Source organism: Nocardioides sp. JS614 (assembly GCF_000015265.1).
Taxonomy (GTDB): domain Bacteria; phylum Actinomycetota; class Actinomycetes; order Propionibacteriales; family Nocardioidaceae; genus Nocardioides.
Genome location: NC_008699.1, coordinates 1,835,423 through 1,862,060 on the forward strand (window position 1 = coordinate 1,835,423; position 26,638 = coordinate 1,862,060).

A 26,638-nucleotide genomic window follows, 5' to 3' on the forward strand; every position below is an offset into this window, starting at 1 on the left:
GCCGGGAGAACCCCGGAGGACGAGGTTCCGCGCACCACCCCTGCGCGTCGAGCCGGACCTCCCCCACACGCCGCCCCACGGGAGAGTCAGAATCAGGTCATGGCCGAAGCAGAGTCCGCGAGCCCCCATCCGTACGCCGGAGACCCGGTCTTCGACCTCCATGTGGGCGGCAAGATGGCGGTCAGGTCCTCCGTCGCGCTCGACGGGCCGGACGACCTGTCGAAGGCCTACACCCCGGGTGTGGCCCGGGTGTGCGAGGCGATCGCGGAGGACCCGTCGCTGACCCAGCACTACACCTGGGTGCCCAACACCGTCGCGGTCGTCACCGACGGCACCGCCGTCCTCGGGCTCGGTGACATCGGGCCGGCCGCGGCGATGCCCGTCATGGAGGGCAAGGCGGTGCTGTTCAAGCAGTTCGCCGGCGTCGACGCCGTGCCGATCTGCCTGGACACCACCGACGCCGAGGAGATCATCGAGACCGTCGCCCGGCTGGCGCCGAGCTTCGGTGGGATCAACCTCGAGGACATCTCGGCGCCGCGCTGCTTCGAGATCGAGGACCGGCTCAAGGAGCGGCTCGACATCCCGGTCTTCCACGACGACCAGCACGGCACGGCCGTCGTCACGCTCGCCGCGCTCACCAACGCCCTCAAGCTGACCGGCCGCAACCCGGAGTCGACCCGGGTGGTGATCTCCGGGGCCGGCGCCGCCGGCGTCGCCGTCGCCAAGATCCTGCTCGAGGCCGGCATCAAGGACCTCGCCGTCACCGACCGCAAGGGCGTCCTCAACTCCGAGCGCGGCGACCTCACCCCGGTGAAGCGCTCGCTCGCGGTGCTGACCGCCGACCGCAGCGGGCGCACCGGAAGCCTGGCCGACGTGCTGGCCGGAGCCGACGTCTACATCGGCGTGTCCGGCGGGACCGTGCCCGAGGAGTGGGTGGCCGCCATGGCCCCCGACGCGATCATCTTCGGGCTCGCGAACCCGACGCCCGAGGTGCACCCCGAAGTGGCCCACCGGCACGCGCGGGTGGTGGCGACCGGACGCTCGGACTTCCCGAACCAGATCAACAACGTGCTCGCCTTCCCCGGCATCTTCCGGGGCGCCTTCGACGTCCACGCCACGGCCATCACCGAGGGCATGAAGGTCGCCGCGGCCCAGGCGCTGGCCGACCTGGTCGGCGACGCGCTCGCCGAGGACATGGTCATCCCGTCGCCGTTCGACCCCCGGGTCGGGCCGGCGGTGGCGGCGGCTGTGGCGGACGCCGCACGGCGCGACGGGGTGGCCCGCCGGTAGGGACGGGTAGGTTCGGACAATGTTCGCCGTCTACGCCGACCGGTTCTCCAAGGACGACCCGCTCTCCGCCCTGCAGGTGGGGGAGCGCCCGGATCCAGCGGACTCGGGGATCCCCGACGGGTGGACCACGGTCACCGTGAAGGCCGCCTCGCTCAACCACCACGACCTGTTCTCGCTGCGCGGGGTCGGGCTGCGCGAGGAGGCGCTGCCGATGATCCTCGGCTGCGACGCCGCCGGGTACGACGAGGACGGCAACGAGGTCGTCGTCCACGCGGTGATCAGCGACCCGTCCTGGACCGGCGACGAGACCCTCGACCCGAAGCGGTCGCTGCTCTCCGAGCGCTACCAGGGCACGTTCGCCGAGCGGGTCGCCGTACCCCGCCGCAACGTCGTCCCCAAGCCGGCCTCGCTGTCCTTCGAGGAGGCCGCCTGCCTGCCGACCGCCTGGCTCACGGCCTACCGGATGCTGTTCACCCGCGGTGAGCTGCGCGCCGGCGAGACCGTCCTCGTGCAGGGCGCCGGGGGCGGCGTCGCGACCGCCGTGATCACCCTGGCCCGGGCGGCCGGGCTGCGCGTGCTCGTGACCAGCCGCGACGAGTCCAAGCGCGCCCGCGCGCTCGAGCTCGGCGCGCACGAGGCCTTCGAGTCCGGAGCGCGGCTGCCGGTCAAGGTCGACGCCGTCATGGAGACCGTCGGCAAGGCCACCTGGGCGCACTCCATCCGCTCACTGCGCCCGGGCGGGCGCATCGTCACGTCCGGCACCACCTCCGGGCCGGACGTCGACGACGCCGAGCTCACCCGGATCTTCTTCCTCCAGCTCAGCGTGGTCGGCTCGACGATGGGCACCCGCGCCGAGCTCGCCGCGCTGGTCTCCCTGCTCGACGCCTCGGGCGCGCGCCCGCTGGTCGACCGCACGCTGCCGATGACCGAGGCCCGCGCCGGCTTCGCAGCGATGCTCGAGGGCGAGCAGTTCGGGAAGATCGTCTTCACCCGATGATCCACCTCCTCACCGGGGCCGGGTCGGGCATCGGCGCGGAGCTGGCCCGCCGGCTGCACGAGCGCGGCGACGACCTGGTCCTGCTGGCGCGCTCACCGGAGCGGGCGGCGGAGCTGCGCACGGCCTACGCCGGCGCGACGGTCCTCGTGGCCGACCTGGCCCGGCCGGAGTCCGTGGAGTCGCTCGACCTGCCCGACGGACTGGACTCGGTGGTGCACGCGGCCGGGGTCGTCGAGCTGGGCGCCGTGGCCGCGCTCTCGGTGGCGGACTGGACCTCGCAGCTGCGGGTCAACCTGGTCGCGCCCGCCGCGCTGACCCGGGTGGCACTCCCCGCGCTGCGTGCCCGCCGCGGCACCGTGGTCTTCGTCAACTCCAGTGCCGGGCGGACCGCCCACCCGTCGTGGTCGGCGTACGCCGCCTCCAAGCACGGGCTGCGCGCCCTCGCGGACGCACTGCGCGCCGAGGAGGCGGAGCACGGCGTCCGCGTGAGCACCGTCTTCCCGGGTCGCACGGCCACGCCGATGCAGGAGAAGGTGCACCGGCAGGAGGGCAGGGAGTACGACGCCGCCCGGTGGGTCCGGCCCGAGACCGTCGCCGACACGATCCTGCACGTGCTCGACCTGCCGGCCGACGCGACGATCCCGGAAGTGGTGGTCAGGCCGGGCCCGAGCGCCAGTTGAGGGCGCCGATCAGCACCATCCGCAGCTGCACCCGCGCCTGCTCGACGAGCGCCTGCTCGGCGGCCGGGCCGTCGGCCGTCAGGATCGCTTCGGCGGTGGAGACCATGGCCGTGACGATCAGGTCGGAGAGGATCCGCAGGTCGCGCGCGGACCACGTGTCGGTGCCCGGCAGCCGGGCCAGGTCGCTGGCCAGCTCGTGCTCGAACAACGCGATCTGGTCCCGGATCGCGCGCCGCACCGCCGGCAACCCGGCGGCCCGCTCCCGGGCGATGAACGAGAAGTGCGCGCGTTGCTGGTGGACGTGGTCCACCAGGATCCCGATCGAGCGGTCGACGATGTCGGCCAGGGCCGGGTCGCCGCGGCGGATGTCGCGCAGCATCGTGCGCAGCGACACGAACGACTCGTCGACGAGCGCGACCCCGAGCGCCTCGACGGAGTCGAAGTGCCGGTAGAACGCGGTCGGCACGATGCCGACCTCCTTCGCCACCTGGCGCAAGGAGAGGGCCGCCATCGTGGTCTCCGAGGACAGCTCGAGGGCCGCGTCGAGGATCGCCCGCCGGGTGCGCTCCTTGCGGGCCATGCGCGACATCGGCTCCGCCGCCGCGCTCCCCGCCGTCACCTCAGGCATGACGTCAGGCTAGTGGTGCGCGTCTCCCTGTGAGGGAGCCGACCCTTCCGACGCGGGCGTGCGCAGGTGACACTGGTGCCATGCGCGACCGCCTGAGCAGCTCAGAGATCCGCAAGGACGCCATCCAGGGCACGGTCGAGGCCGCGGCCTCGACCGCGGGCCAGGTCGCCACCATCCTCACGGGCGCGGTCCGCGACGTGGCGTCCGCGATCGGTGGCTTCGCGACCGAGGTCTTCGAGATCCGCGACTCCGCTCGCAAGGCGACCGCCGAGCACGGGTCGCCGGGCGGGGCACCGGGCGAGCGCGACGACGACTGACCCGGACGAAAGTCCACCCGATCGGGTGGGTTCGGGAGCTGTCGGGTGCGGGCACTGGGTGAGTGCACGCGGCACGGCCCCGGAGCCACCACTCACGCAGCGGCAGCTCACGGGGCCCTGCCCGTGCGCTCAGCCGCGTGCGTCGTACCGACGGATCTCCTCGACAACGGCGGCAGCGTTCCGGATGACGTGCTCCACCCCGCGCCGGCGTGCTTCGTCGCCGCCGGCGGCCACCGCGCCCTCCTGGGTCTCGTGCGTCCCTGGGAGTTCACCCTCGACGCTGTCCCAGTTGTGCCAGGCGTCGTGCTCGAAGTAGGTCTCCACGCTCATCCGGTTCCTCCCTCTGTGCGTGCCGGTCCCACCGCGGGCGCGGCGAAGCCGTTCATGCACTCGACGGTGGGGGCGACCGGTGGTCACGGACCCGCTCGGTCCAGCAGCCTCACCAATTTCTGGGGTGCGCGGCAACGATAGCTCTCGGTGACAAGCTCCCCGACCTCTGTCCAGTCGGTGCTCGCGTCGAGCACCAGGCCGACGACGGTCGGCGACCAGGGCGGGCGGTAGAACGGCAGCCCGGCGTGGGTGAGGGCGAGCAGCTCGTCGCCGGTGGCGTGGAAGGTCAGCACCGTGCGCGGCTCCGGGTCGCCGGTGATGTCGCGGTACGACGACTCGTAGCCCTCCTGGGCGACCATGACGTGGGCGAAGGTCCGCTTCCGCACCCGCCACCGCACGCCGGTCCAGGCATCCTCCTCGTAGGAGTCCGGGAGGGGCCGGGCGATGGCGGCGAGCCGGCGTACGACGTCTGGTGCCGGCTCCAGGCGGTGCGGCACGGACTCAGCCGAACGACATCCGGAAGTCGGCCTGGCGGAAGGAGGCGAGCTGGCGGGCCTCGCGAAGCCACCCCAGCGGGCCGTCGGAGGCGAAGTCCCAGCGACCGCGGCACGGCAACGCCTTGGACGAGCCCTGGAGGGTGGCGGTGCGCTCCTGGCCGGCGGTGTCCTCGATGCCCGGCTGCCAGGTGCCGCCCTTGAACGGCAGCCGCGCCATCGCCTTCGACACGTCGGTGAACGACGCGCTCGCGATCGGGTGCCGGCCCAGCGTCGCCGACCAGTCGGTCGTCGTGAGCGGGCCGCGGCGCACGCTGTCGAGCTCGAAGTCGCACAGGTCCTTGGGGATCGCCCACAGCTCGCGACCGCCGGCCACGGACGCGGGGGAGTCGACCCAGATGTCGGTGATGCTCACGCGGCGTCCGTGAGCGCCCGTGCTGACCGGTCGGGCCACCAGCAGCTCGGAGTAGGTCAGCGGGCTCCCGGGCTCGTAGCTGACGAAGGCCACGCCGTAGACCCCGGCAGGGCGGAGCTCGTCGACCGGCGCACCGACCCGGAACAGGGAGAGCCAGAGCTGGCCGACCATCCGCCACGGCGCGGGCGGGTAGCTCGTCGACGGGGAGGTTCTTGAGGACTGGTGCGGATCGGTCGTCGGCTCGGCCATGCCCGGCATCCTTCCCCATCGCGGCCCCCGACAAGAGTGTCAGTCAAGTGACAGGATCCTCGGGTGCCAGCGCCTGACCTCCCGAGCCGCGACCTCCGAGCCCCGCTTCGTCGGCTACCCACGGGCGGCGTCGGGCGCCCCCCACGTGCTGATGGTCGTGGTCGACGACGTCGGGTTCGCGCAGCTCGGCTGCTTCGGCGCCGGCTTCGAGACCCCGAACATCGACCGGGTCGCGGCCGACGGCCTGCGCTATCAGCGCTTCCACGTCACCTCGGTCTGCTCGGCGACCCGGGCCGCGCTGCTGACCGGCCGCAACCACCATGCGGTCGGGATGGGCGTAACCCAGGAGGCTGCGCTCGGCTTCCCGGGCTACCACGGCCGGGACCGGGTCCGGCTGCGCCAGCGGGCGGCCGCCTCCTCACCGGCCCTGCGCGGCCGCGTCCTGGACACGATCACGTCCTGGGAGCACACGGTGGCGTCCGCACTGGCCGAACGGGGCGAGCCGGCCGCCGACGTCCTCGCCGCGGTGGGCGTCGCGGTGTTCCGCTCCGCCATCACCGCCTGGCTGCGCGACGGAGGCGACCTCGTCGCGCACGTGGAGCGCGGGTTCGACGCGTTGGATGAGCGGTCAGGCTGACTGGGTCTCGACACGGCGGTCGCGACCTCGCAGGCTCGGTCGCGCGCCTTGCTCGACCACCATCAGCGAGTCCGCTGACGCGTCCCCGCTAGTCCTCCGGGTCGTCCAGGCGGGCCAGCCAGGTGGCGAACCGCTCGACCGCCGTCTCGAACTCCGGGTGGGTGTCGGTGAACTCCTGGAGCCGGTCGGCGAGCCAGGCCAGGGTGACCTCCTCGTCACCCCGGCGCTTCTCGAGCTCTTCGATGCCGCGATCGGTGAAGTACATCGTCAGGCGAACGCCCTCTGGATCAGGTCCTTCTGCTCCTCGGTGTGCCGCTTGACCGTGCCGACGGCGGGGGAGGAGGACTCGGGCCGCGAGACCAGCTCGACGCGGGCGTCGACGTGCGGCCACACGGCGAGCTGGTAGTGCGGCCACGGCCCCATGTTCGCGGGCTCGTCCTGGACCCAGCGGACCGCCTTGAGCTTGGGGAAGCGGGCGATCTCCTCGCGGATCTCGGCCTCGGGGCGCGGGTAGAGCTGCTCGACCCGGGCGATCGCGAAGCGCCCGCCGTCCTCGCGCTTGCCGCGCTCGACCATCAGGTCCCAGGTCACCCGGCCCGAGCACAGCAGCAGCGTGTCCACCTGGTCGGGATCGGCCTGGTCGTCGGTGATGAACGGCCGGAACGTGCCCGAGGTGAATTCGCCTGGGTGCGAGGCGGCGTCCTTGCGCTTGAGCATCGACTTCGGGGTGAAGACGATCAGCGGGCGGTGCTCCTCGCCCAGCGAGTGCTGGCGCAGCAGGTGGAAGTACGACGCCGGAGTCGACGGCTGGGCGACCACGAACGCCTCGTCGGCCGCCATCGTCAGGAACCGCTCGATGCGCGCCGAGGAGTGGTCGGCGCCCTGGCCCTCGTAGCCGTGCGGCAGCAGCAGCACGACGCCGGACTGCTGGCCCCACTTGCTCTCGCCGGAGGTGATGAACTCGTCGATCACGGTCTGGGCGCCGTTGACGAAGTCGCCGAACTGCGCCTCCCACAGCACCAGCGCCTCGGGCCGAGCCACGGAGTAGCCGTACTCGAAGCCGAGGGCGGCGTACTCGGAGAGCAGCGAGTCGTAGATGTAGAACTTCGCCTGGTCCTCGGTGAGCGAGGACAGCGGCGTCCACTCGTCGGCGTTGACCCGGTCGATGATGGTGCCGAACCGCGACACGAACGTGCCGCGCCGCGAGTCCTGGCCGGCCAGCCGCACCGGCCGGCCCTCCATCAGCAGCGAGCCGAACGCGAGCACCTCACCGGTGCCCCAGTCGATCGGGCCGTCGGCGATGGCCGCGGCCCGCCGCTGCAGCTGCGGCATCACCTTGGGGTGCACGGTGAAGCCCTCGGGCGGGGTGACGTAGGCGTCGGCGATCCGCTTGAGGACGTCCGGCCCGACGGCGGTCTGGGCCTGCCCGACCGGCTTCTCCGGGTAGTCCGGGACCGTGGTCCACTCCGAGGGCTGCGAACTGGCCTCGCGGACCTCGGTGAAGACCCGCTCCAGCTGCTGCTGGTAGTCGCGGAGCACCTGCTCGGCCTCCTCGATCGTGATGTCGCCACGACCGATGAGGGATTCGGTGTAGAGCTTGCGGACCGAGCGCTTCTGCTCGATCAGGTCGTACATGAGCGGCTGGGTGTACGACGGGTCGTCGCCCTCGTTGTGGCCCCTGCGGCGGTAGCAGACGAGGTCGATGACGACGTCCTTGTTGAACGCCTGCCGGTACTCGAAGGCCAGCCGGGAGACCCGGATGCAGGCCTCGGGGTCGTCACCGTTCACGTGGAAGATCGGGGCCTGCACCATCCGCGCCACGTCGGTGGCGTAGAGCGAGGAGCGCGAGGAGCCGGGCGAGGTGGTGAACCCGACCTGGTTGTTGACGACCACGTGGATGGTGCCGCCGGTGCGGTAGCCGCGCAGCTGGGAGAGGTTGAGTGTCTCCGCGACCACGCCCTGGCCCGCGAAGGCCGCGTCGCCGTGCACCAGCAGCGGGAGCACGGGGTACGCCGCGCCGCGGTCCAGGACGTCCTGCTTGGCGCGCGCGATGCCCTCGAGCACCGGGTCGACCGCCTCGAGGTGGGAGGGGTTCGCGGCGACCGAGACCTTGATCCGGTCCTTCGAGCCCGCCTCGAACTCGCCCTCGGCGCCGAGGTGGTACTTCACGTCGCCGGAGCCCTGGACGGTGCGCGGGTCGATGTTGCCCTCGAACTCGCGGAAGATCTGGGAGTACTTCTTGCCGACGATGTTGGCGAGCACGTTGAGCCGGCCGCGGTGGGCCATGCCGATCGCGACCTCGTCGAGCGCCGCCTCGGCGGCGGCCTCGCAGATCTCGTCGATCACCGGGATCGTGGTCTCGCCGCCCTCGAGGGAGAAGCGCTTCTGGCCGACGAACTTCGTCTGCAGGAACGTCTCGAACGCCTCGGCCTGGTTGAGCTTGAGCAGGATCCGCAGCTGCTCCTCGCGCGGCGGCTTGGTGTGCGGCACCTCGATGCGCTCCTGGAGCCACCGGCGCTGCTCGGGGTCCATGATGTGCATGTACTCGATGCCGATGGTCCGGCAGTAGGAGTCGCGCAGGATCCCCAGGATCTGGCGCAGCTTCATGAACCGGCGGCCCTCGCCACCGAACGAGCCGGTCGCGAACTCACGGTCGAGGTCCCACAGGGTCAGCCCGTGTGACTCCACCTCGAGGTCGGGGTGGCTGCGCTGGCGGTACTCCAGCGGGTCGGTGTCGGCCATCATGTGGCCGCGCACGCGGTAGGCGTGGATCAACTCGAGGATCCGGGCCTGCTTGCTGATCTCGTCGTCGTGGCTGGTGGAGATGTCGCTGGCCCAGCGGATCGGCTCGTAGGGGATCCGCAGGGACCGGAAGATCTCGTCGTAGAAGCCGTTCTGGCCCAGCAGCAGCTGGTGCACGCGCTTGAGGAACTCGCCGGACTGCGCGCCCTGGATGACCCGGTGGTCGTACGTCGAGGTGAGGGTCATCACCTTGCTGATCGCGTTGCGTGCGATCGCGTCCTCGGAGGCGCCCTGCCACTCGGGCGGGTACTCCATGGCGCCGACGCCGACGATCGCGCCCTGGCCCTTCATCAACCGCGGCACCGAGTGGCTGGTGCCGATGCCCCCGGGGTTGGTCAGGCTGATCGTCGTGCCCTGGAAGTCCTCGACCGTGAGCTTGTTGTCGCGGGCCTTGCGCACGATCTCTTCGTAGGCGGTCCAGAACCCGGCGAAGTCCATCGTCTCGGCCGACTTGATGTTCGGCACCACCAGCTGCCGCGTGCCGTCGGACTTCTGCAGGTCGATCGCGAGGCCGAGGTTGATGTGCGCCGGGGTGATCTGGTTGGGCTTGCCGTCGACGGTGTCGAACCCGACGTTCATCTCGGGCATGGTGCGGACGGCCTTGACCAGCGCGTAGCCGATCAGGTGGGTGAACGACACCTTGCCGCCGCGGGCCCGGGCGAGGTGGTTGTTGATGACCGTGCGGTTGTCCCACAGCAGCTTCACCGGGACCGAGCGCACCGAGGTCGCCGTCGGCACGGTCAGCGAGGCGTCCATGTTCTGCGCGGTCCGCGCGGGCGCGCCGCGCAGCACGGTGTAGGTCGGCTGGTCGGTGGTCGGCGCGGGGGTCGCGGGACGCGACTCCTTGGGCACCGGGTTGGCCGTGCCCTTGGCCGGCTCGGCGGCCTTCGCGGTGTGCCGCGGCTTGGCCACGGGGGCCGGCGCCGGCTTGGCGGCGGTGTCCTGCGCGGGCTGCCCGGCGGGCTGCTGGGCGGGCTGCGGGGCCGCCTGCTGCGCGGGCTGCTGGGCCGGCTTCGGGGCCGGCGCGGCGGCCGGCTGGGCGGGCGCGCTGGCGCGGGCGGCGGGCTGCGACGTACCGTTGGTGCCCGCGCCGGAGCCGGTGGCCCGGAAGTACTCGGCCCAGGTAGCGTCGACGCTGTCCGGGTCCTGCTGGTACTGGTCGAACATCTCCTCGACCAGCCACTCGTTGGCGCCGAAGTCGGCCCCCTCGAACTGCTGGGCGGGGACGTCGGACTGACTGCCTGGGGAATGCGGCACGGGTTGATTCGCCTCTTCCGGTACGTGCGCGGGGGAGTAGTTCAATCGGCAAGGCTAGTCCAGCGCCCCAGCAAATGCAGACTGCCGGGGTGGTCGGACGGCGTGGTGTGGTTCGGGTCATGGTGGGGTCGCGGACACCGCCCTCCACCGACACCCCGGACCGCACCGGACAGAGCACCTGAGACAGCACCCGAGAGAGGGAGTCCCGCAGCCATGACCAGACCCCAGCGGCGCTTGTCCGCCGCGATCGTGGTGGCCCTCGTCCTGGCCCTCGGGGTGGGCGCGTGCAGCGGCGGGGACGACGAGCCCGCGGACCAGCCGCAGTCGCAGCCGGCCGGCTCCGCCACCGTCTCGAAGGTCGAGACCGTGGTGAGCTTCGGGCGGGTCACCGGCTCGCTCCCGCGGGTCGAGCGCACCAGGCTCGCAGGCCAGGTCCGCGAGCTCGTGGACGGCTGGACGCGGGCGGCGTACCTCGGCGGTGACTACCCGCGGCGCGACTTCTCCACGTCCTGGCCCGGGTTCACGCCCGGGGCGCGGAAGGAGGCGCATGGCGACCGGGCGCTGATGAGCAACGAGGACATCGGCCAGCGGATCGACGGCGTGCAGGCCCGGCGCAGCCGGGTGCGGATCGACGTCCTCGCCGTCCGGAAGCGGGCGGTCGGGGTCACCGCCCGGGTGCTGCTCGGCTTCCGGACCAGCGGGAGGCTCGAGCGCGACGTCCGGGTGCAGGGGCGGCTCTACCTGACCCGCACCGACCGCGCCTGGCGGATCTTCGGCTACGACATGACGAAGGGGACCCGGTGATGTCAGCACGCTTCCACAAGCTCGTTCGGCTCGGGACCATCGGGCTGGTCCTGGCGATCGCGGCGCTCGTCGTGCCGGACTCGGCGGTGAAGAGCACCGAGGTCGCGCTGGTGAAGGTGAACCGGGCCGACGGCGTCGACCTGACCCCGGACGTGGTCTGGATCCTCGCGGTCGGCTCGGATGCCCGGCCGGGTCACGACATGACCCGGACCCGCGGTGACGCCCTCCAGCTGATCGGGATGAACACCCGCACCGGTGCTGCCTCGGCGATCGGCGTGCCCCGCGACTCGTGGGTCTCGATCCCCGGCCACGGCTTCGAGAAGATCAACGCCGCCCTCTACTTCGGCGGCCCCCAGCTGCTCGGGCAGACCGTCGGCAACCTGGTCGGCGTCCAGCCCGACTACGTGTTCGTGAGCCGGTTCAAGTTCTTCCAGGCGATGGTCAAGGACATCGGCGGCATCACCGTCGACAACCCCGTCGCCTTCGACGACACCTACCTCAAGCCGAAGGGCTTCCGGAAGGGCAGGATCCACCTGGGCGGGTACGACGCGATGGCGTTCTCGCGGATCCGGCACAACCTGATCCGCGGCGACTTCGACCGGTCGGCCAACCAGCAGCGGGTGCTGCGGGGGATCCAGGCCAGGGTGCGGGCGCGTGCCCACGTCCCCGGCTTCATCGAGCGAGGCGTGCTGTCGGTGATGCAGCACCTCTACACCGACCTCTCACCGGTCGAGCTGTTCCGGCTGGCCCAGGTGGTCGCGCACGTCGACCCGCACAAGATCACCACCTGCGTCGTGCAGGGCGGGATCGGCAGCATCGGCGGCGCGAGCGTGGTGCTGCCGAACGTCGGCATGGCCCGCCGGCTCGGCAACGCGGCCCGGAACGACGCGACGATCGGGCACTGCTGACCCGGAGGACAGCAGTGCCCGAGCGTCGGAGGTGGAGCGTTCGACCCGAGGGAACGGTGGATCAGTTCGGGATGATGTGACCGCCGGCCCAGCCCAGCTCGAGGATCGAGCCGCCGGGGATCAGCCCGGGCAGGGTCAGCACCAGCGCCTTGACCTCTGCGCCGGTCCAGTTCTGCTTGACCACGCGGTACTGGAGGGTGTTGCCGTCGCCGAGGTCGACCGTCTCACCCGGCTTGGGCAGCTTGACCTCCTCGCCGTCGAGCGTGATCTTGGCGAGACCGGTCGTGATGACGCGCTTGACCTTGGTCGTGTCCTGCGGCTTGCGCATCGCGACCTTCGAGGTGATCCCGTCGATGACCAGGCCGAGGCTGGGGATGTCGAGCGAGCCGATCTTGCTGGCGACGAAGCCGTTGGCCGAGCCGTTGCGGAACTGGTCACCCATCAGCCGGTACTCGATGCCGGTCAGGTTCACCAGGCCGCCGAGCACCCGGGCGTCGGCGATCTTGTGGGTCTTCACCTTGCCGTTGCTGCCCGAGCAGTTGAGCGACTGCTCCTGCAGGCCGCCGAGGCGGAGCAGATCGTTGCCGCCGAACATCTCCAGGCCCATCGCCCGCGAGTGGAAGACGCCCGCCGGCACCGGCTCGGAGATCGCCGTGCGCGCCCGGCCGAGGGTGATGACGGTGTCGTGCCCGGTCGCGTTGACCAGGAGCCGCAGCGCGTAGGTCTGCGACGCCGCGGAGTGCGGCCCGGCGGAGCCGGACTTCACCCCGGCCAGGCCGATGCTGCCGAGACCCGGGATCTCGATGGTGTTCCCGGTGACGGAGGTGAGCAGTTCGAGCACCTGGGTGACGAGGTCGCTGCTGGTGGACCCGAGGATGTCCAGCAGGTCCTGCAGCTCCTGGGGGATCTGCTCAGGCAGGTTCTCGATCCTCAGACCCTCGAAGCTGAAGGACTCCTGGTGGCCGAACGTGCCGTCCGCCTTGCGGAAGGCGTCGGCGACCGACGTGAGGCCCTTGAGAGACAGGGTCGGGGTCTGGGTCCCCTGGAACTCGCCGCCCAGGGCGAGGTCGGCGATCGTGCTGGTGCCGCGGACGCCGTTCAGGCCGTCCTTCGCGTAGGTCTCGGTGTGGCTGGTCGCCGCCGACACCTTGACCAGCTCGTTGTCGGGAAGGGAGAGCGTCGAGTTCTTGAGCACGGTGCGGCCCGCGTAGCGGGTGCAGCGCTGCTGTGCGAACGCCTCCTTGGCGTTGCGGATCTCGACGCCGTCGATGATCACCTTGGTGCCGTACGCCGTGCCCTTGTAGCCGAGGTTCGTCTTCACGAGGCGATCCCCGTCCGAGGCCTTGTGCGCGTCGGCGGGCGTGGTGGTCACGAGGGCGCCGGCGAGGCCGGCTGCGCAGACCGTGAGGGTGGTGATCGCCCTCTTGAGGGACATGTTCACTGCGTGTCCTGCTTTCGTTGCCGGAGCCGCTGCGTCCCTCCCCGTCGGCCGCGGCTTGTCTGATCCCATGTCGGTGGTCCCACCGAGCGGTTTCTGGCCACGATTGTGCGTGTGTGCTCGATCGCTGGGGAGGGGGCGAAGCGAGAAAGACGCCGCCGGTCAAGACCAATCCGGCCGATTTCCTACCCGTGCGTAACCCCTCGGTGAAGTCGCCGTTTTCATCGCCCCACTCGGCCGGAATCGCTCGCTACGGTCCCGATCCCATGCCGATCGACGCGGGACGTCAGCGGATCGACGGCCGGTGCGCCCACGGAGCATCGACCCGCCGTCGCCATCCGTCAAGCCTCGCCCGCTCCGGGGCGGGTCGCCGCGGTTGCGGGGGTGTGGTGGCCGTCGGGTGTCCGCCGGCGGGTGGTGGTCGTCGTCGGTGGTCGTCGGGTGGTGGCGGCGGGCCGAGGGTCGGTCTATGTCCGTCTGGTGAAGGCGATCTTGCCGCCGGGGAGTTGGGTCATCCGGTAGGTGGGGTCGTGGGCGCGGGTGTGGTGTTTGGGGCACAGCAACCGCCCGTCTTTGACGGATGTCGAGCCGCCTGCGGCCCAGGGGTTGTTGTGGTGGATGTGGCACAGGCCGGGGGGCCAGTCGCAGCCGTCGGCGGTGCAGGTCTGGTCGCGGTGGGCGATCGCGAGGCGTTGGGCTTTGGTGTGGAACCGGCGTCGGCGTCCGACGTCCAGCGGCTGGGAGTCGCCGTCGAGGATCATGGGGATGATCGCGGCTTCACAGGCGAGGCGGCGGGCTTGGCTGGGTGAGATGGTGGTGCCGGTGTCCAGGACGCCGGGTTCGAGGCCGCCGAGGAGGGTCTCGACCGGGATGGTGACCACGACGGTGGCCGACACGCCGCCGGCGTGGGGGAGCCGGTGGGTGGGGTAGCGCTCGATCCATTCGCACAGGGCCCGGCCGAGCCGTTCGGGGCCGGGCAGCCGCTCCCCGAGGCCGCCGTTGACCGCGGCGCGGTGTTTGGGGGCGGCGAAGGCCATCAGCTGCTTCTTCAGCGCTTGGGCTTGGGCGGTGGGCAGGGTGCCGCGGAGTCGGGTGGTGCCGTCGCCGTGGTCGGTCAGGGTGAGCCGGGTGCTGTGGGTGGCGGCGCGTTCTTCGGCGTCGAGGAGTCGGGCGTAGTGGGCGTCGGCGGTGTCGGGGTCGATGACGTGCAGGAGCCCTTTGCCGAGGTGGCGTAGCGCGTGGGCGTCGAAGTGGGCGGCCTGGCCGATCAGGTGCCGCTCGGCCTCCTCCACCAGGACCGGGTCCACGTCGTCGGGCAGGGCGTCGACCGCGGTCATGATCACCGCCGCCTGGTCGACCAGCACCTGCCCGGCCGCCAGCGCGTCACGGACCAGGCCGTGCCGACCCAGACCGGCGGCGAGCCGGGTCTTGGCGGCCGCGGTCCCATGGGTCTGTCGGGTGGCGTGGGCCCACCAGGAGGTCAGCGACGTCGCCCCGGCCCGTTCGGCGACCTCCACGCTCGTGGCGTGGGTGGTGACCCGGGCCTCGAGCTCGGCGACCCGGGCGCACGCCCGGGTGGCCTCGACCAGGGTGGCGGCGGTCTCGGCCGGGTCCATCGACCACAAGGACGCCTCGGTGATCTCGTCGAGCAGGGCATGGACCTGGGCGAGGGCGCGGGAGACCTGGTGTCGTGGCTGGGCCAGTGCGGTCATAGGACGCTCCCGAGAAGTGTTGCGTGTGAACATGATATCAAACATGTGCTCGAAAAATCAACAGGTGATCGAAACCATTTTCGAGCACGGCCAGAGGGGTTGGCTGGTGACCCGGGAGCACACCGCGACCCGACGCGCACCTGTCCCGTTTGCCGCCGAGACCGCAACCAGATGCCGACCACAAGGCCGGAGCTCGGCCGCCCGGGTCGTCGAGTCCGTCGCTGGCGTTCGCTGCTCGACCCTCGGCGGTGTGCCCCGCCTCGGCCAGCTGGTGGCGGGCCAATGAGGACGAGACCGGATCGGACCGTGGTCCAGTGAAGGGCCGACGCCGCGGGAGGGGACCACGCCCGACCGTGGAAAGAAGAAAGCGCCCCCGGCAGGATTCGAACCTGCGGCACCTGGTACCGGAAACCAGTGCTCTATCCCCTGAGCTACGGAGGCAGCGGCCCCGCGCGGCGAGGCTGCGCCGTCACCCTACAACCGACGCGGGACGGACGCGCAATCGACCGGTCGCGTCCCAGGGCGGATATCGGTGCGAGGCGCGAGCCCGGGCGCCGATACCCTGGACCGGTGACTCCAGAGCAGCTCTCCACCGCGATCGTCGACGTACTGACGACGCTGTCCGACGAGGGTGCGATCACCCTCCCCGACGGCGTCCCTGCGAACGTGACGGTGGAGCGTCCGCGATCCAAGGAGCACGGCGACTACGCCACCAACGTCGCCCTCCAGCTGGGCAAGAAGGCCGGGATGAACCCGCGCGACCTGGCCACGCTGGTCCAGCAGCGCCTGGAGCAGACCGACGGCATCGCCGGGGTCGACATCGCCGGCCCGGGCTTCCTCAACATCACGGTCGCCGCCGGTGCCCAGGGCATCGTGGCGGCTGAGATCGTCGACGCCGGCGCGGCGTACGGGCACACCGACGTGCTGCGCGGCGAGCGGGTCAACGTCGAGTTCATCTCGGCCAACCCGACCGGGCCGCTGCACCTGGGCCACACCCGCTGGGCCGTCGTGGGCGACGCGATCTCCCGCGTGCTCGAGGCCGGCGGGGCCACCGTGACCCGCGAGTTCTACATCAACGACCGCGGCAACCAGATGGACCTCTTCGGTGCGTCCATCGAGGCCGCCGCGCTCGGCAAGCCGACCCCCGATGACGGTTACCACGGCGGCTACATCGCGGACCTCGCGCGGCAGATCGTCGCCGAGGACCCGGCGATCCTCGAGCTCCCCGACGAGGAGCGCCTGGTCGCGTTCCGCGAGCAGGGCTACGCGCTCCAGCTCGCCCAGCAGCAGGAGCAGCTGGCCCGGTTCAACACCGTCTTCGACGTGTGGTTCTCCGAGCGCAGCCTGCACGACAGCGATGACGTCGCGGCCGGGCTGGACAAGCTGCGGGCGCAGGGGCACCTCTACGAGGACGACGGTGCCTTGTGGATGCGGACCACCGACTTCGGTGACGACAAGGACCGGGTGCTGATCCGGTCGAACGGCGAGCTGACCTACTTCGCCAGCGATACCGCCTACTACGTGAACAAGCGCGAGCGCGGCTTCGACCGCTGCATCTACCTGCTCGGCGCCGACCACCACGGCTACGTCGGCCGGCTCAAGGCGATGGCCGCCTGCGCCGGGGACGACCCGGAGCGCAACATCGAGGTGCTGATCGGCCAGCTGGTCAAGATCGTCCGGGGCGGCGAGGAGGTGCGCCTCTCGAAGCGGGCCGGCGAGATCGTCTCCCTCGAGGAGCTGATCGACGAGATCGGCACCGACGCGCTGCGCTACTCCCTCGCCCGCTACCCGGCCGACTCGCCGCTCACGCTGGACATCGCCGAGATCACCAAGCAGTCCAGCGAGAACCCGGTGTTCTACGTGCAGTACGCCCACGCCCGGATCGCCTCGATCCTGCGCAACGCCGAGGACCTCGGCATCGCCTGGTCGACCGGTGACTTCGACCCGGCGCTGCTGTCCCACCCCAAGGAGGGTGAGCTGCTGCGCGCGCTGGCGGAGTTCCCCCGGGTGGTCGCCGCCGCCGCGGAGCTGCGCGAGCCGCACCGGGTGGCGCGCTACCTGGAGGACATGGCCGGTGTCTACCACCGGTTCTACGACAACTGCCGGGTGCTGCCGATGGGCGATGAGCAAGCCGGTGACCTGCACCGCGCCCGGCTCGTGCTCGTCGCGGCCACCCGCACCGTCCTGGCCAACGGCCTCGACCTGGTCGGGGTCTCCGCACCCGAGCGGATGTAGGACGGATGAGCCACGAAGCCGGCTGGGCGCACGCGCCCGGCGCCCTCCGCGGTCCCGCCTGGCTGCAGGCGCCCGCAGATCCGGACGCCCTGGTCTCGCACCTGTGGTCGTCGACCGCGCACAAGGTCGACGGCGTCCTGCACGTCGGCGGCCTGTCGGTCCCCGACGTCGTCGCGAACGTCAACACCCCGGCCTACGTCCTCGACGAAGCCGACTTCCGGATGCGTGCGCGGGCGTTCCGCGACGCATTCGCGGCGTACGACGTCTTCTACGCCGGCAAGGCGTTCCTCTGCACCACGGTCGCGCGCTGGGTGCAGGAGGAGGGGCTGTGCCTCGACGTGTGCTCGAACGGCGAGCTCACCGTGGCGCTGCGGGCCGGCTTCGATCCGGCCCGGATCGGCTACCACGGCAACAACAAGACCGTCACCGAGCTGCGCCGCGCGCTCGCGGCCGGAGTCGGGCGGATCATCGTCGATTCCTTCGACGAGCTGGCCCGGCTCGAGATGATCACCGCCGACAGCGGCCTGCCCGCCCGCGTGATGATCCGGGTGACGGCGGGCGTCGAGGCGCACACCCACGAGTACATCGCCACCGCGCACGAGGACCAGAAGTTCGGGTTCTCGATCACTTCCGGGGACGCGTTCGAGGCGGCCCGCCGGGCCGAGGCCGCGCCGGGGATCGACCTGCTCGGCCTGCACTCGCACATCGGCAGCCAGATCTTCGACTCCTCCGGGTTCGAGGTCGCGGCCCGCAGGGTGCTGGCCCTGCAGGCGCGGATCTCCCAGGAGCTGGGGGTCACGCTGCCCGAGATGGACCTCGGCGGCGGGTTCGGGATCGCCTACACGACGCAGGACGACCCGGCCGAACCCGCGCAGCTGGCACCTGCGATGACCAAGATCGTCGAGCACGAGTGCCGGGCCCTCGGCATCCCCGAGCCGCGCCTGTCGATCGAGCCCGGTCGCGCGATCGTCGGTCCGGCGATGTGCACCGTCTACACCGTCGGGACCGTGAAGCCCGTCCAGCTCGACGGCGGGGCGGTGCGCACCTACGTCTCCGTCGACGGCGGGATGAGCGACAACATCCGCACCGCCCTGTACGACGCGGACTACTCCTGCACGCTGGCCTCCCGGCCGTCGACGATCGGCGGCTCCGTGCTCGCCCGGGTCGTCGGCAAGCACTGCGAGGCCGGTGACATCGTCGTCAAGGACGAGTTCCTGCCCGCCGACGTCCGCCCCGGCGACCTGGTGGCCGTCCCCGGCACCGGCGCCTACTGTCGCTCGATGGCCTCCAACTACAACCACGCGCTGCGTCCGCCGGTGGTCGCGGTGCGGGACGGAGTCGCGCGCGTCGTGGTTCGCCGGGAGACTGAGGACGACCTGTTGGCAACGGACATGGGTGATCAGTGATGGAGAGCGACAAGCTCGCCGCAGAGAAGGCGCTGAGAGTAGCCGTGCTCGGCTGCGGGTCCGTGGGGTCGCAGGTGGTCCGGCTGCTCGAGGAGCAGGCGCACGACCTCGCAGCCCGGGTCGGTGCGCGGGTCGAGCTGGCCGGCGTCGCCGTACGCCGGCCGGAGGCGCCGCGCGAGGTGGAGGTCCCCACGGAGCTGATCACGACCGACGCCACCGCGCTCGTCACCCGCGAGGACGTCGACCTCGTGGTCGAGGTCATCGGGGGCATCGAGCCGGCCCGCTCGCTGATCCTTGCCGCCCTCGAGAACGGCAAGTCGGTGGTCACCGCGAACAAGGCGCTGCTGGCCGAGGACGGGCCGACGCTGTTCGAGGCGGCGGAGAAGGCCGGCCGCGACCTCTACTACGAGGCTGCGGTGGCCGGGGCCATCCCGATCCTGCGCCCGTTGCGCGAGTCGCTGGCCGGAGACCGGGTGACCCGGGTGCTCGGCATCGTCAACGGCACCACCAACTTCATCCTCGACCGGATGGACAGCTCGGGCGCCGGCTTCGCCGAGGCGCTCGAGGAGGCCCAGGAGCTCGGGTACGCCGAGGCCGACCCGACGGCCGACGTCGAGGGCTTCGACGCCGCTGCCAAGGCCGCGATCCTGGCCTCCCTCGCCTTCCACTCGCGGGTCACCGCCTCGGACGTGCACCGCGAGGGCATCTCCGAGGTCACGGCCGCCGACGTCCAGTCCGCGCGTGAGATGAACAGCGTCGTGAAGCTGCTCGCGATCTGCGAGCTCCGCGTGACCGAGGACGGGCAGAGCGCGGTCGCGGTCCGGGTGCACCCGGCGATGATCCCGCGCGACCACCCGCTCGCCTCGGTGCGCGAGGCGTTCAACGCCGTCTTCGTCGAGTCCGAGGCCGCCGGCCAGCTGATGTTCTACGGCCCCGGGGCCGGTGGTGCGCCGACCGCGTCGGCGGTCCTCGGTGACCTCGTCACCGTGGCGCGCAACCGGCTCGCGGGCACCCGCGGCGCCGGCGAGTCGGCGTACGCCGACCGCGCCGTGCTGCCGATGGGCGAGACGCTGACCCGGTACCACGTGGCGATCGACGTCGACGACCGCGCCGGCGTCCTCGCCTCGGTGGCGACGGCGTTCGCCGAGAACGGCGTGTCGATCCAGACCGTCCGGCAGGAGGGTCGGGGAGCCGACGCGCAGCTGGTCGTCGTCTCCCACGAGTCGACCGACGCGGCGTTGCGCGCCACCGTCGAGCACCTGCGCGAGATGGACATCGTGCGCGAGGTGACGTCCGTGATGCGTGTCGAGGGGGCGACCGAGTGAATCCGACCGGCTTCACGCCCACCCACCAGTGGCGCGGTGTGATCGAGGAGTACCGGCAGCTGCTGCAGATCCCCGAGGACACGGTGGCGGTGACGCTGCGCGAGGGCGGCACGCCGCTGGTCTTCTCGGAGTGGCTCTCCGGCCGGACCGGCGCCGACGTCTGGCTCAAGGTCGAGGGCGGCAACCCGACCGGGTCCTTCAAGGACCGCGGGATGACCGCCGCGATCTCGGTCGCGAAGCACGAGGGCGCCGAGGCGGTCGTCTGTGCCTCGACCGGCAACACGTCCGCCTCGATGGCGGCCTACGCCGCGAAGGCCGGGCTGAAGCCCCTCGTGCTGGTGCCCGAGGGCAAGATCGCCGCGGGGAAGATGGCCCAGGCGATCCTGCACGGCGCCCAGGTGATCATGGTGCGCGGCAACTTCGACGACTGCCTCGGGCTGGCCAAGGGCCTCGCATGGGACTACCCCGTCGCGCTGGTGAACTCGGTCAACCCGGTGCGGCTCGAGGGCCAGAAGACCGCGGCGTTCGAGATCGTCGACTTCCTCGGCGACGCCCCGGACTTCCACCTGCTACCCGTCGGCAACGCCGGCAACATCTCGGCGTACTGGCTCGGCTACACCCAGTACGCCGACTGGGGCCGGGCCACCAAGAGACCCGTGATGCGCGGCTTCCAGGCCGAGGGGGCGGCACCCCTGGTCACCGGTGAGCCGTTCCCGGACCCCGAGACCCGCGCGACCGCGATCCGGATCGGCAACCCCGCATCGTGGAAGCTCGCCGCGGCGGCGCGCGACGAGTCCGGCGGCCGGTTCGCTGCGGTGAGCGACGGCCAGATCCTGGCCGCCCAGCGCGAGCTGGCCTCCCGGGACGGCGTCTTCGTCGAGCCCGCGTCGGCCGCCGGCATCGCGGGCCTGCTCGAGGAGCTCGCGGCCGGCGAGGACTACCGCGGCAGCACGGTCGTCGTGACGGTGACCGGGCACGGTCTCAAGGACACGGCGACCGCGCTCGAGGGCTTCACCGAGAGCGGGAACAGCATCGTCGACACCGTGATCGACGCCGAGGTGACCGCCGCGGCGCAGGCCGCCGGTCTCGCGTAACGGGCCGGCGTGGTCACCTTCGTCGACGGGCCGGTCCGGGTGTCGGTCCCGGCCACCTCCGCGAACCTCGGGCCGGGCTTCGACTCGCTCGGCCTGGCCCTGTCGATGCGCGACGAGATCGAGGCCGAGGTGCTCGGCGCGGGTCTCGAGGTCCGGGTGTCGGGCTCGGGGTCCGACGAGGTGCCGCTCGACGAGACGCACCTGGTCGTGCGCTCGATGCACGCGGCCTTCGACCTGCTCGGCCGGCGCCCACCGGGGCTGCGGTTGACGTGCCGCAACGCGATCCCGCACGGCCGCGGCCTCGGGTCGTCCTCGGCGGCGATCGTGGGCGGTGTGGTCCTGGCCCGCGCCCTGGTCGCCGGGGGAGCCCTGCTGGTCGACGACGCGACCCTGTTCCGGATGGCCGCGCGGATCGAGGGCCATCCCGACAACGTCGCGCCCGCGTTCCACGGCGGGTTCGTGATCGCCGGCCGGGACGAGGGCACCGACTTCTACGCCGTGTCCTCCCCGGTGGACCCGCGCATCGAGACCGTCGTCTTCGTGCCGCCGACCCCGGTCGCCACCGAGGTCGCCCGCGGCCTGCTGCCGGCGGCGGTGCCGCATGCCGACGCGGCCGCTGACGCCGGGCGTACGGCGCTGCTGGTCGCGGCGCTCGCCGGCCAGCCCGAGCACCTGTGGCTGGCCACCCGCGACTACCTCCACCAGGACTACCGCCGCCCCGCGATGCCGGAGTCACTGGCCCTGGTCGACGCGCTGCGGGCCGACGGCGTGCCGGCGACCGTGTCCGGCGCCGGTCCGACGGTGCTCGCGTTCACCGACGCCTCGGCGGCCGGTGCGCTGGCGGACCGTTGCCCCGCGGGCTGGGTGGCGCACCACCTCACCGTCGATCGCGACGGTGCCCGGTCCACCTGAGGCTGCCTCGGCCGGCCGGCTCTCCTGACACTTCCGTGGGTACGGCGGGGTGTCCTGGCCACCGAACCGGCCCCGGGAACGGTTGCTCACGCACCGCCGGCCCGGCACGAGCGACCCACGGATGCACCGGGAGAGCCGGGCCGTGGGACGCGGCGTGGTGCCCGATGTCACACCGCAGCGCGCCGGTGGTATGTTGGCCGCGCTCCGGAGCTCTCCGGAGCAGCACCCGCCGGTCGCCCTGAGGGGCATCGGCACCGTGCACCCCCTTCCTCGACCTCGTGCCGACCGTGGTTGTCACGCCTGCTCGGCCGCCTCCTTCGTGAGCGCCGGTGGACGAGGAAGCAATGACCAGACGCCACCGGCCGCGGGCCGGCTCGGCACTGATACGTGGGAAGGACCTCACGTGACGGAGACCATCGACCCCGGCACCGAACCGACCGAGGCGGCGCCCGCGAAGAAGCGCGGCGGCGGGCTCAGCTCGATGCTGCTGGCCGACCTCAAGGCGATGGCCGCAGGCATGGGCATCTCGGGCGCCGGCTCGATGAAGAAGGCTCAGCTGGTCGAGGCGATCAAGGCCCACCAGAGCGGCGGCCGGCCGGCCAAGGAGCGCGGCGAGCAGCAGCAGGCCCAGCAGGAGCGGAGCGAGCAGCAGCGGACCCAGCCGGAACAGGCCCCGCAGGAGCGGACCCAGCCGGAGCGACCGCAGCAGCAGCGGTCGGAGGAGCAGCCGCGGCGCGACCAGCGGCCCGACGAGGCCCAGCGGGACCAGCAGCGGGACCAGCAGCGCGAGCGCAACCGCGGCCAGGGTCAGGGGAACCACGACCAGAAGCAGGACCAGAACAAGCAGGGCCAGCCCAAGCGGCAGGACCAGAAGCAGGCCCAGAACAAGCAGGACCAGAAGCAGGACCAGGGCAAGCAGGACCAGAAGCAGGACCAGGGTCACCAGGATCAGGACCATCACGACCAGGGACACCAGGACCAGGGGCACCAGGACCAGGGCCGGGCGGGCGAGGACCAGGGTGAGGGCAGTCGCCGCAACCGGCGGCGTCGCGGTCGCGACCGTGACCGTACCGGTCGGGGGGTCACCGGCGGTGGTCAGCGCAACGAGCCGGACACCACGATCCTCGAGGACGACGTCCTGGTGCCGGCCGCGGGCATCCTCGACGTTCTCGACAACTACGCGTTCGTGCGGACCAGCGGCTACCTCCCCGGCCCTGACGACGTGTACGTGTCGCTCTCGATGGTGCGCAAGTTCGGGCTGCGCCGCGGCGACGCGCTCGTCGGGCAGGTGCGCCAGCCCCGGGAGGGCGAGCGCAAGGAGAAGTTCAACCCGATGGTCCGCATCGACAGCGTCAACGGCGCCGATCCGGAGATCGCGAAGGGGCGGGTCGACTTCGCCAAGCTGACCCCGCTCTACCCCTCCGAGCGGTTGCGGCTGGAGACCGAGCCGACGAACCTGATCGGTCGGGTCATCGACATCGCGGCCCCGATCGGCAAGGGCCAGCGCGGCCTGATCGTGTCCCCGGCGAAGGCCGGCAAGACCATGATCATGCAGTCGATCGCGAACTCGATCACCACCAACAACCCCGAGTGCCACCTGATGGTGGTGCTGGTCGACGAGCGGCCCGAGGAGGTCACCGACTTCGAGCGCTCGGTCAAGGGTGAGGTCATCTCCTCGACCTTCGACCGTCCGGCCAGCGACCACACGATGGTCGCCGAGCTCGCCATCGAGCGGGCCAAGCGGCTGGTCGAGCTCGGCCACGACGTCGTCGTACTGCTCGACGGCATCACCCGGTTGGGGCGCGCCTACAACCTCGCGATGCCGGCGAGCGGCCGGATCCTCTCCGGTGGTGTGGACTCGGCCGCGCTCTACCCACCGAAGAAGTTCTTCGGTGCGGCGCGCAACATCGAGAACGGCGGCTCGCTGACCATCCTCGCCACGGCCCTGATCGAGAGCGGCTCGAAGATGGACGAGGTGATCTTCGAGGAGTTCAAGGGCACCGGGAACATGGAGATCCGGTTGCGCCGCGACCTTGCCGACAAGCGACTGTTCCCCGCGATCGACGCGGTCCAGTCCGGCACCCGCCGCGAGGAGCTCCTGATGAGCAAGGAGGAGCTGGCCATCGTCTGGAAGCTGCGCCGGGTGCTCTCCGGGCTCGACGGCCAGCAGGCGCTCGAGCTCCTGCTGGAGCGGCTGAAGAAGTCCCAGACCAACATCGAGTTCCTGATGCAGGTCCAGAAGACGACCCCGACCCCGACCGGCGGGCGCGAAGACTGAGAACAGCCGGCACGCGTGCCAACGCCGTCTTACGCTTTCGCTGGACGCGATGCCGGATAGGCTGCGCACGCACATGCCCGAGGGAAGGGGACCTGAGTGGCTCGGATTCTGGTCGCGGACGACGACGTCGACATCCGTGAGCTCGTCGAGTTCAAGCTGTCGACGCTCGGCCACGACGTGGTCGCGGTGTCGGATGGGGCGGCGGCGATCGAGGCGTGTCAGGCCCAGCGCCCCGACCTCGCGGTCCTCGACGTGATGATGCCCGGTGTCTCCGGACTCGACGCGATCCGGGCGATCCGCGCGGACCCGGCGCTCGCCGACCTGCCGGTGATCCTGCTGACCGCTCGGGCCCAGGAGTCCGACGTGGAGACCGGCTTCGACTCGGGCGCCGATGACTACATCACCAAGCCCTTCAGCCCCCGCGAGCTCGCCTCGCGGGTGCAGGCACTGCTCACCCGTTCGGTCTGACCGAATCGGCACCGCGGGGAGCCCGGCGGCGATACGCTCCTCGGCAGGGGTGCGGGGGGCACTCTGACGGTGTGTGCGGGGAGTCCGTGCGTGGGGAGTCCGTGCGTGGACACTGTGGGAGTCGGCGCGTCCGTGGGGGACGCGCGAGGGGTGTGGTCGAGCCATGAGCGAGCGCAGCGAGCGAGTACGCGCATGAGTGCGGGCCGTCCGGTCGCGCGGTTGGTCCAGCCGGTGATCGTGCGCGTGACCGCGATGGCCGCGTTGATGGCTCTGATCGCGGTCCTCGGCGTCGTGCTGTCGACGGCGGCGGTCAACCACCTCACCGACGACCTGCAGCCGGCGGCCGCCGCCAACCAGGACGTCTACCAGGACCTCACCGACATGTCCGCCGCCGTGGAGTCGTGGTCGGCCTCCGGCCAGCGGGCCGCGGCCGATCGGTTCACGCAGGCACTGGTGCGGTTCCCGGCCGACCAGCAGAAGGTCCGCCGGTTCGCCGACGGCGACGACGAGCTGGAGATGCTGGTGACCCGCCAGGAGCGGGTCGCCCAGGCCTGGATCGAGCGGTTCGCTCAGCCCCGGATCGACGCCGAGGGCGGGACCCCTCCCGCGGCCGGGCAGGTGCGGTCCGGCGCCGCCGCGTTCGAGGCGGTCCGTAGCGCTCACCAGGACACCACCCAGGCCTTCGACAGCCGGGTGCGCCAGGCGCGCGCCGACGCGTCGCTCCGCCTCAAGGGGACCGTGCTTGCCGTGGTCCTCCTCGCCGGCGCGGCCTGGTACGTGATCTCCCGCTCCCGGCGCCGACTGATGACCGAGCTGTCCGAGCCGTTGCTGGCGCTGGAACAGGTGGTGCAGCGGATGGCCAAGCAGGACCACGACGTACGAGCCAAGGAGCTGGGGCCCAAGGAGGTGCGTGCGGTCGCGTCGGCGCTGAACGCCTTCGCCGACGCCCAGGGCCGGGCCCGCGCCGTCGAGGGCCGGATCCAGAGCGAGCTGCGCAGCCTCGACACGGCGCGCGACGACTTCGTCTCCAACGTCTCCCACGAGCTGCGCACGCCGCTGACCACGATCAGCGGCTACCTCGAGCTCGTCGCCGAGGAGTTCGAGGGCCGGATGGATCCGCCGCACGAGCGGATGCTGGAGGCGACCCGGCGCAACGTGGCCCGCCTCAAGGCGCTGATCGACGACCTGCTCGCCCTCTCGCGCGCCGAGGGCCGCCGCAGCGACTTCGAGCCGGTCGACCTCGCACTGCTGGTCCGGGAGGCGGTGACCGACGTCCGCATCACCGCGGCCCGGCGCCGGATCCGCCTCGAGGTCGACACCCCCGAGGACGTCGTACCGGTGCTCGCCGATCGGGCCATGCTGCACCGCGCGTTGCTCAACGTGCTCAGCAACGCGGTGAAGTTCAGCCACGACGACGGCACGGTCGACGTCGTGCTCACGGTCCTGGGCGGTCAGGTCGAGGTGCGGGTCACCGACCACGGCATCGGCATCCCGGGCGCCGAGATCGAGCGGCTCGGCACCCGGTTCTTCCGGGCGTCGAACGCGGTGACGAACGAGATCGCCGGCACCGGGCTGGGCCTGCGGATCACCCAGACCATCATCGACCGCCACTCCGGCGAGGTCGTCATCGAGTCCGAGGAGGGCGAGGGCACCAGCGTCGTCGTCCGGCTCCGTCGGCACGGCGACGGCCTGCCGCCACTGCTGCCCCACGAGATCGTGGCGGAGGAGGAGGCGCGCGCCGCCGCGCTGCGGGCGCGCGGCGCCCGCGGTGCCGGTGTCGAGGTGGTCGACGCCGCCGACCCGGAACGCCCGGCGGGCGACACGGACGGAACGGACGCACCGCCGCGGATCGTGCCGGCCTTCCCCCGGCGACGCTGAGCGGAGCCGCGCCAACGGTTCCGGTCCCGGCAGGGGAACAACGCGGATTACCGCGGCGTTGGGACCCGTGACACAATCGTGTGC

General features: G+C 71.7%; 23 protein-coding genes and 1 tRNA gene. 15 read left to right on the forward strand and 9 right to left on the reverse strand.

Annotated features, from left to right (window positions below):
• Positions 1-99: 99 nt before the first annotated feature.
• From NOCA_RS10155 to NOCA_RS10165, 3 genes are read left to right on the forward strand one after another with little or no spacing between them, the layout of a single operon-like run.
• Positions 100-1,290, forward strand: coding sequence for an NAD(P)-dependent malic enzyme (locus NOCA_RS10155; protein ID WP_011755187.1), 1,191 nt, complete (start codon positions 100-102; stop codon positions 1,288-1,290).
• A 19-nt stretch (positions 1,291-1,309) separates the two neighbouring features.
• Entirely contained in the window at positions 1,310-2,287 is a 978-nt protein-coding gene (locus NOCA_RS10160) for a zinc-binding dehydrogenase (protein WP_011755188.1), read from the forward strand.
• The gene (locus NOCA_RS10165; RefSeq protein ID WP_011755189.1) at positions 2,284-2,967 is read left to right on the forward strand and encodes an SDR family oxidoreductase; all 684 of its coding nucleotides are present in this window, start codon (positions 2,284-2,286) and stop codon (positions 2,965-2,967) included. Before NOCA_RS10160 ends, NOCA_RS10165 begins: the two co-directional genes overlap by 4 nt.
• Here the strand turns inward: NOCA_RS10165 and NOCA_RS10170 are convergent.
• On the reverse strand, positions 2,942-3,595 hold the full coding sequence (locus NOCA_RS10170) for a TetR family transcriptional regulator (protein WP_049774299.1): 654 nt from the start codon (positions 3,593-3,595) through the stop codon (positions 2,942-2,944). The genes NOCA_RS10165 and NOCA_RS10170 overlap by 26 nt on opposite strands.
• A gap of 80 nt (positions 3,596-3,675) precedes the next feature.
• On the opposite strand from NOCA_RS10170, the gene NOCA_RS10175 reads away from it, so the two are divergent.
• Positions 3,676-3,912, forward strand: a complete 237-nt coding sequence (locus tag NOCA_RS10175) for a hypothetical protein (RefSeq protein WP_011755191.1) — start codon at positions 3,676-3,678, stop codon at positions 3,910-3,912.
• A gap of 129 nt (positions 3,913-4,041) precedes the next feature.
• Here the strand turns inward: NOCA_RS10175 and NOCA_RS10180 are convergent, their stop codons facing one another.
• The 3 genes from NOCA_RS10180 to NOCA_RS25705 form a co-directional block, all read right to left on the reverse strand.
• The gene (locus NOCA_RS10180) at positions 4,042-4,242 is read right to left on the reverse strand and encodes a DUF2188 domain-containing protein (RefSeq protein WP_041546450.1); all 201 of its coding nucleotides are present in this window, start codon (positions 4,240-4,242) and stop codon (positions 4,042-4,044) included.
• Between the two features lie 83 nt (positions 4,243-4,325).
• On the reverse strand, positions 4,326-4,739 hold the full coding sequence (locus NOCA_RS10185; RefSeq protein ID WP_011755193.1) for an MmcQ/YjbR family DNA-binding protein: 414 nt from the start codon (positions 4,737-4,739) through the stop codon (positions 4,326-4,328).
• Positions 4,740-4,743: 4 nt separating this feature from the next.
• The gene (locus NOCA_RS25705; RefSeq protein ID WP_011755194.1) at positions 4,744-5,400 is read right to left on the reverse strand and encodes an acetoacetate decarboxylase family protein; all 657 of its coding nucleotides are present in this window, start codon (positions 5,398-5,400) and stop codon (positions 4,744-4,746) included.
• A gap of 151 nt (positions 5,401-5,551) precedes the next feature.
• On the opposite strand from NOCA_RS25705, the gene NOCA_RS28440 reads away from it, so the two are divergent.
• Positions 5,552-6,037 (forward strand): sulfatase-like hydrolase/transferase, encoded by a 486-nt coding sequence (locus tag NOCA_RS28440; RefSeq protein WP_041546451.1) that lies wholly within the window; start codon positions 5,552-5,554, stop codon positions 6,035-6,037.
• Between the two features lie 88 nt (positions 6,038-6,125).
• Here NOCA_RS28440 and NOCA_RS27815 read toward each other — a convergent pair whose 3' ends face one another.
• Together NOCA_RS27815 and NOCA_RS10200 are read right to left on the reverse strand one after the other, a co-directional pair.
• Positions 6,126-6,302: a DUF6104 family protein gene (locus NOCA_RS27815; RefSeq protein ID WP_011755196.1), complete on the reverse strand. Its 177-nt coding sequence runs from the start codon at positions 6,300-6,302 to the stop codon at positions 6,126-6,128.
• Positions 6,303-6,304: 2 nt separating this feature from the next.
• Positions 6,305-10,096 carry a multifunctional oxoglutarate decarboxylase/oxoglutarate dehydrogenase thiamine pyrophosphate-binding subunit/dihydrolipoyllysine-residue succinyltransferase subunit gene (locus NOCA_RS10200; protein WP_011755197.1) on the reverse strand — a complete coding sequence of 1,264 codons (3,792 nt, stop codon included), beginning with the start codon at positions 10,094-10,096 and terminating at the stop codon, positions 6,305-6,307.
• Between the two features lie 213 nt (positions 10,097-10,309).
• Between NOCA_RS10200 and NOCA_RS10205 the strand changes: the two genes are divergently transcribed.
• Both NOCA_RS10205 and NOCA_RS10210 read left to right on the forward strand, forming a co-directional pair.
• On the forward strand, positions 10,310-10,900 hold the full coding sequence (locus NOCA_RS10205) for a hypothetical protein (RefSeq protein ID WP_011755198.1): 591 nt from the start codon (positions 10,310-10,312) through the stop codon (positions 10,898-10,900).
• Entirely contained in the window at positions 10,900-11,808 is a 909-nt protein-coding gene (locus NOCA_RS10210) for an LCP family protein (RefSeq protein WP_011755199.1), read from the forward strand. The genes NOCA_RS10205 and NOCA_RS10210 overlap by 1 nt, the downstream gene beginning before the upstream one ends.
• 61 nt (positions 11,809-11,869) lie before the next feature.
• Here NOCA_RS10210 and NOCA_RS10215 read toward each other — a convergent pair whose 3' ends face one another.
• The 3 genes from NOCA_RS10215 to NOCA_RS10225 all read right to left on the reverse strand — a co-directional run bounded on the left by NOCA_RS10215 (position 11,870) and on the right by NOCA_RS10225 (position 15,399).
• Positions 11,870-13,243 carry a hypothetical protein gene (locus NOCA_RS10215; protein WP_140404177.1) on the reverse strand — a complete coding sequence of 458 codons (1,374 nt, stop codon included), beginning with the start codon at positions 13,241-13,243 and terminating at the stop codon, positions 11,870-11,872.
• 470 nt (positions 13,244-13,713) lie between these two features.
• Positions 13,714-14,958, reverse strand: coding sequence for an HNH endonuclease signature motif containing protein (locus NOCA_RS25710; protein ID WP_011755201.1), 1,245 nt, complete (start codon positions 14,956-14,958; stop codon positions 13,714-13,716).
• 368 nt (positions 14,959-15,326) lie between these two features.
• A tRNA-Arg gene (locus NOCA_RS10225) sits at positions 15,327-15,399 on the reverse strand.
• Between the two features lie 129 nt (positions 15,400-15,528).
• On the opposite strand from NOCA_RS10225, the gene argS reads away from it, so the two are divergent.
• From argS to NOCA_RS25715, 8 genes are all read left to right on the forward strand, one after another.
• Positions 15,529-17,193, forward strand: coding sequence for an arginine--tRNA ligase (gene argS, locus NOCA_RS10230; RefSeq protein WP_041546454.1), 1,665 nt, complete (start codon positions 15,529-15,531; stop codon positions 17,191-17,193).
• A gap of 5 nt (positions 17,194-17,198) precedes the next feature.
• A complete protein-coding gene (lysA, locus tag NOCA_RS10235) occupies positions 17,199-18,599 on the forward strand; it encodes a diaminopimelate decarboxylase (RefSeq protein ID WP_011755203.1) in 1,401 nt (466 codons plus the stop codon).
• Positions 18,599-19,924: a homoserine dehydrogenase gene (locus NOCA_RS10240; RefSeq protein WP_011755204.1), complete on the forward strand. Its 1,326-nt coding sequence runs from the start codon at positions 18,599-18,601 to the stop codon at positions 19,922-19,924. The genes lysA and NOCA_RS10240 overlap by 1 nt, the downstream gene beginning before the upstream one ends.
• Positions 19,921-21,018 carry a threonine synthase gene (thrC, locus tag NOCA_RS10245; protein ID WP_011755205.1) on the forward strand — a complete coding sequence of 366 codons (1,098 nt, stop codon included), beginning with the start codon at positions 19,921-19,923 and terminating at the stop codon, positions 21,016-21,018. Before NOCA_RS10240 ends, thrC begins: the two co-directional genes overlap by 4 nt.
• Before the next feature lie 9 nt (positions 21,019-21,027).
• A complete protein-coding gene (gene thrB, locus NOCA_RS10250) occupies positions 21,028-21,930 on the forward strand; it encodes a homoserine kinase (protein WP_011755206.1) in 903 nt (300 codons plus the stop codon).
• Positions 21,931-22,411: 481 nt separating this feature from the next.
• Entirely contained in the window at positions 22,412-24,208 is a 1,797-nt protein-coding gene (gene rho, locus NOCA_RS10255; RefSeq protein WP_086000429.1) for a transcription termination factor Rho, read from the forward strand.
• Positions 24,209-24,304: 96 nt separating this feature from the next.
• Complete coding sequence (locus NOCA_RS10260) at positions 24,305-24,676, forward strand: response regulator transcription factor (RefSeq protein WP_011755208.1); 372 nt, start codon at positions 24,305-24,307, stop codon at positions 24,674-24,676.
• 192 nt (positions 24,677-24,868) lie between these two features.
• Complete coding sequence (locus NOCA_RS25715; RefSeq protein WP_049774300.1) at positions 24,869-26,554, forward strand: sensor histidine kinase; 1,686 nt, start codon at positions 24,869-24,871, stop codon at positions 26,552-26,554.
• Positions 26,555-26,638: the final 84 nt, after the last annotated feature.

Excerpts from the sequence above, each read along its gene's own strand:
- NOCA_RS27815 (WP_011755196.1), bottom strand. The coding sequence starts at position 6,302 with ATGTACTTCACCGATCGCGGCATCGAAGAGCTCGAGAAGCGCCGGGGT.
- NOCA_RS10180 (WP_041546450.1), bottom strand. The coding sequence starts at position 4,242 with ATGAGCGTGGAGACCTACTTCGAGCACGACGCCTGGCACAACTGGGAC.
- NOCA_RS28440 (WP_041546451.1), top strand. The coding sequence starts at position 5,552 with ATGGTCGTGGTCGACGACGTCGGGTTCGCGCAGCTCGGCTGCTTCGGC.
- NOCA_RS25710 (WP_011755201.1), bottom strand. The coding sequence starts at position 14,958 with ATGACCGCACTGGCCCAGCCACGACACCAGGTCTCCCGCGCCCTCGCC.
- rho (WP_086000429.1), top strand. The coding sequence starts at position 22,412 with ATGCTGCTGGCCGACCTCAAGGCGATGGCCGCAGGCATGGGCATCTCG.
- NOCA_RS10155 (WP_011755187.1), top strand. The coding sequence starts at position 100 with ATGGCCGAAGCAGAGTCCGCGAGCCCCCATCCGTACGCCGGAGACCCG.
- NOCA_RS25705 (WP_011755194.1), bottom strand. The coding sequence starts at position 5,400 with ATGGCCGAGCCGACGACCGATCCGCACCAGTCCTCAAGAACCTCCCCG.
- lysA (WP_011755203.1), top strand. The coding sequence starts at position 17,199 with ATGAGCCACGAAGCCGGCTGGGCGCACGCGCCCGGCGCCCTCCGCGGT.
- NOCA_RS25715 (WP_049774300.1), top strand. The coding sequence starts at position 24,869 with ATGAGTGCGGGCCGTCCGGTCGCGCGGTTGGTCCAGCCGGTGATCGTG.
- NOCA_RS10215 (WP_140404177.1), bottom strand. The coding sequence starts at position 13,243 with ATGTCCCTCAAGAGGGCGATCACCACCCTCACGGTCTGCGCAGCCGGC.
- NOCA_RS10205 (WP_011755198.1), top strand. The coding sequence starts at position 10,310 with ATGACCAGACCCCAGCGGCGCTTGTCCGCCGCGATCGTGGTGGCCCTC.
- NOCA_RS10170 (WP_049774299.1), bottom strand. The coding sequence starts at position 3,595 with ATGCCTGAGGTGACGGCGGGGAGCGCGGCGGCGGAGCCGATGTCGCGC.
- NOCA_RS10160 (WP_011755188.1), top strand. The coding sequence starts at position 1,310 with ATGTTCGCCGTCTACGCCGACCGGTTCTCCAAGGACGACCCGCTCTCC.
- NOCA_RS10210 (WP_011755199.1), top strand. The coding sequence starts at position 10,900 with ATGTCAGCACGCTTCCACAAGCTCGTTCGGCTCGGGACCATCGGGCTG.
- NOCA_RS10175 (WP_011755191.1), top strand. The coding sequence starts at position 3,676 with ATGCGCGACCGCCTGAGCAGCTCAGAGATCCGCAAGGACGCCATCCAG.
- NOCA_RS10165 (WP_011755189.1), top strand. The coding sequence starts at position 2,284 with ATGATCCACCTCCTCACCGGGGCCGGGTCGGGCATCGGCGCGGAGCTG.
- NOCA_RS10240 (WP_011755204.1), top strand. The coding sequence starts at position 18,599 with ATGGAGAGCGACAAGCTCGCCGCAGAGAAGGCGCTGAGAGTAGCCGTG.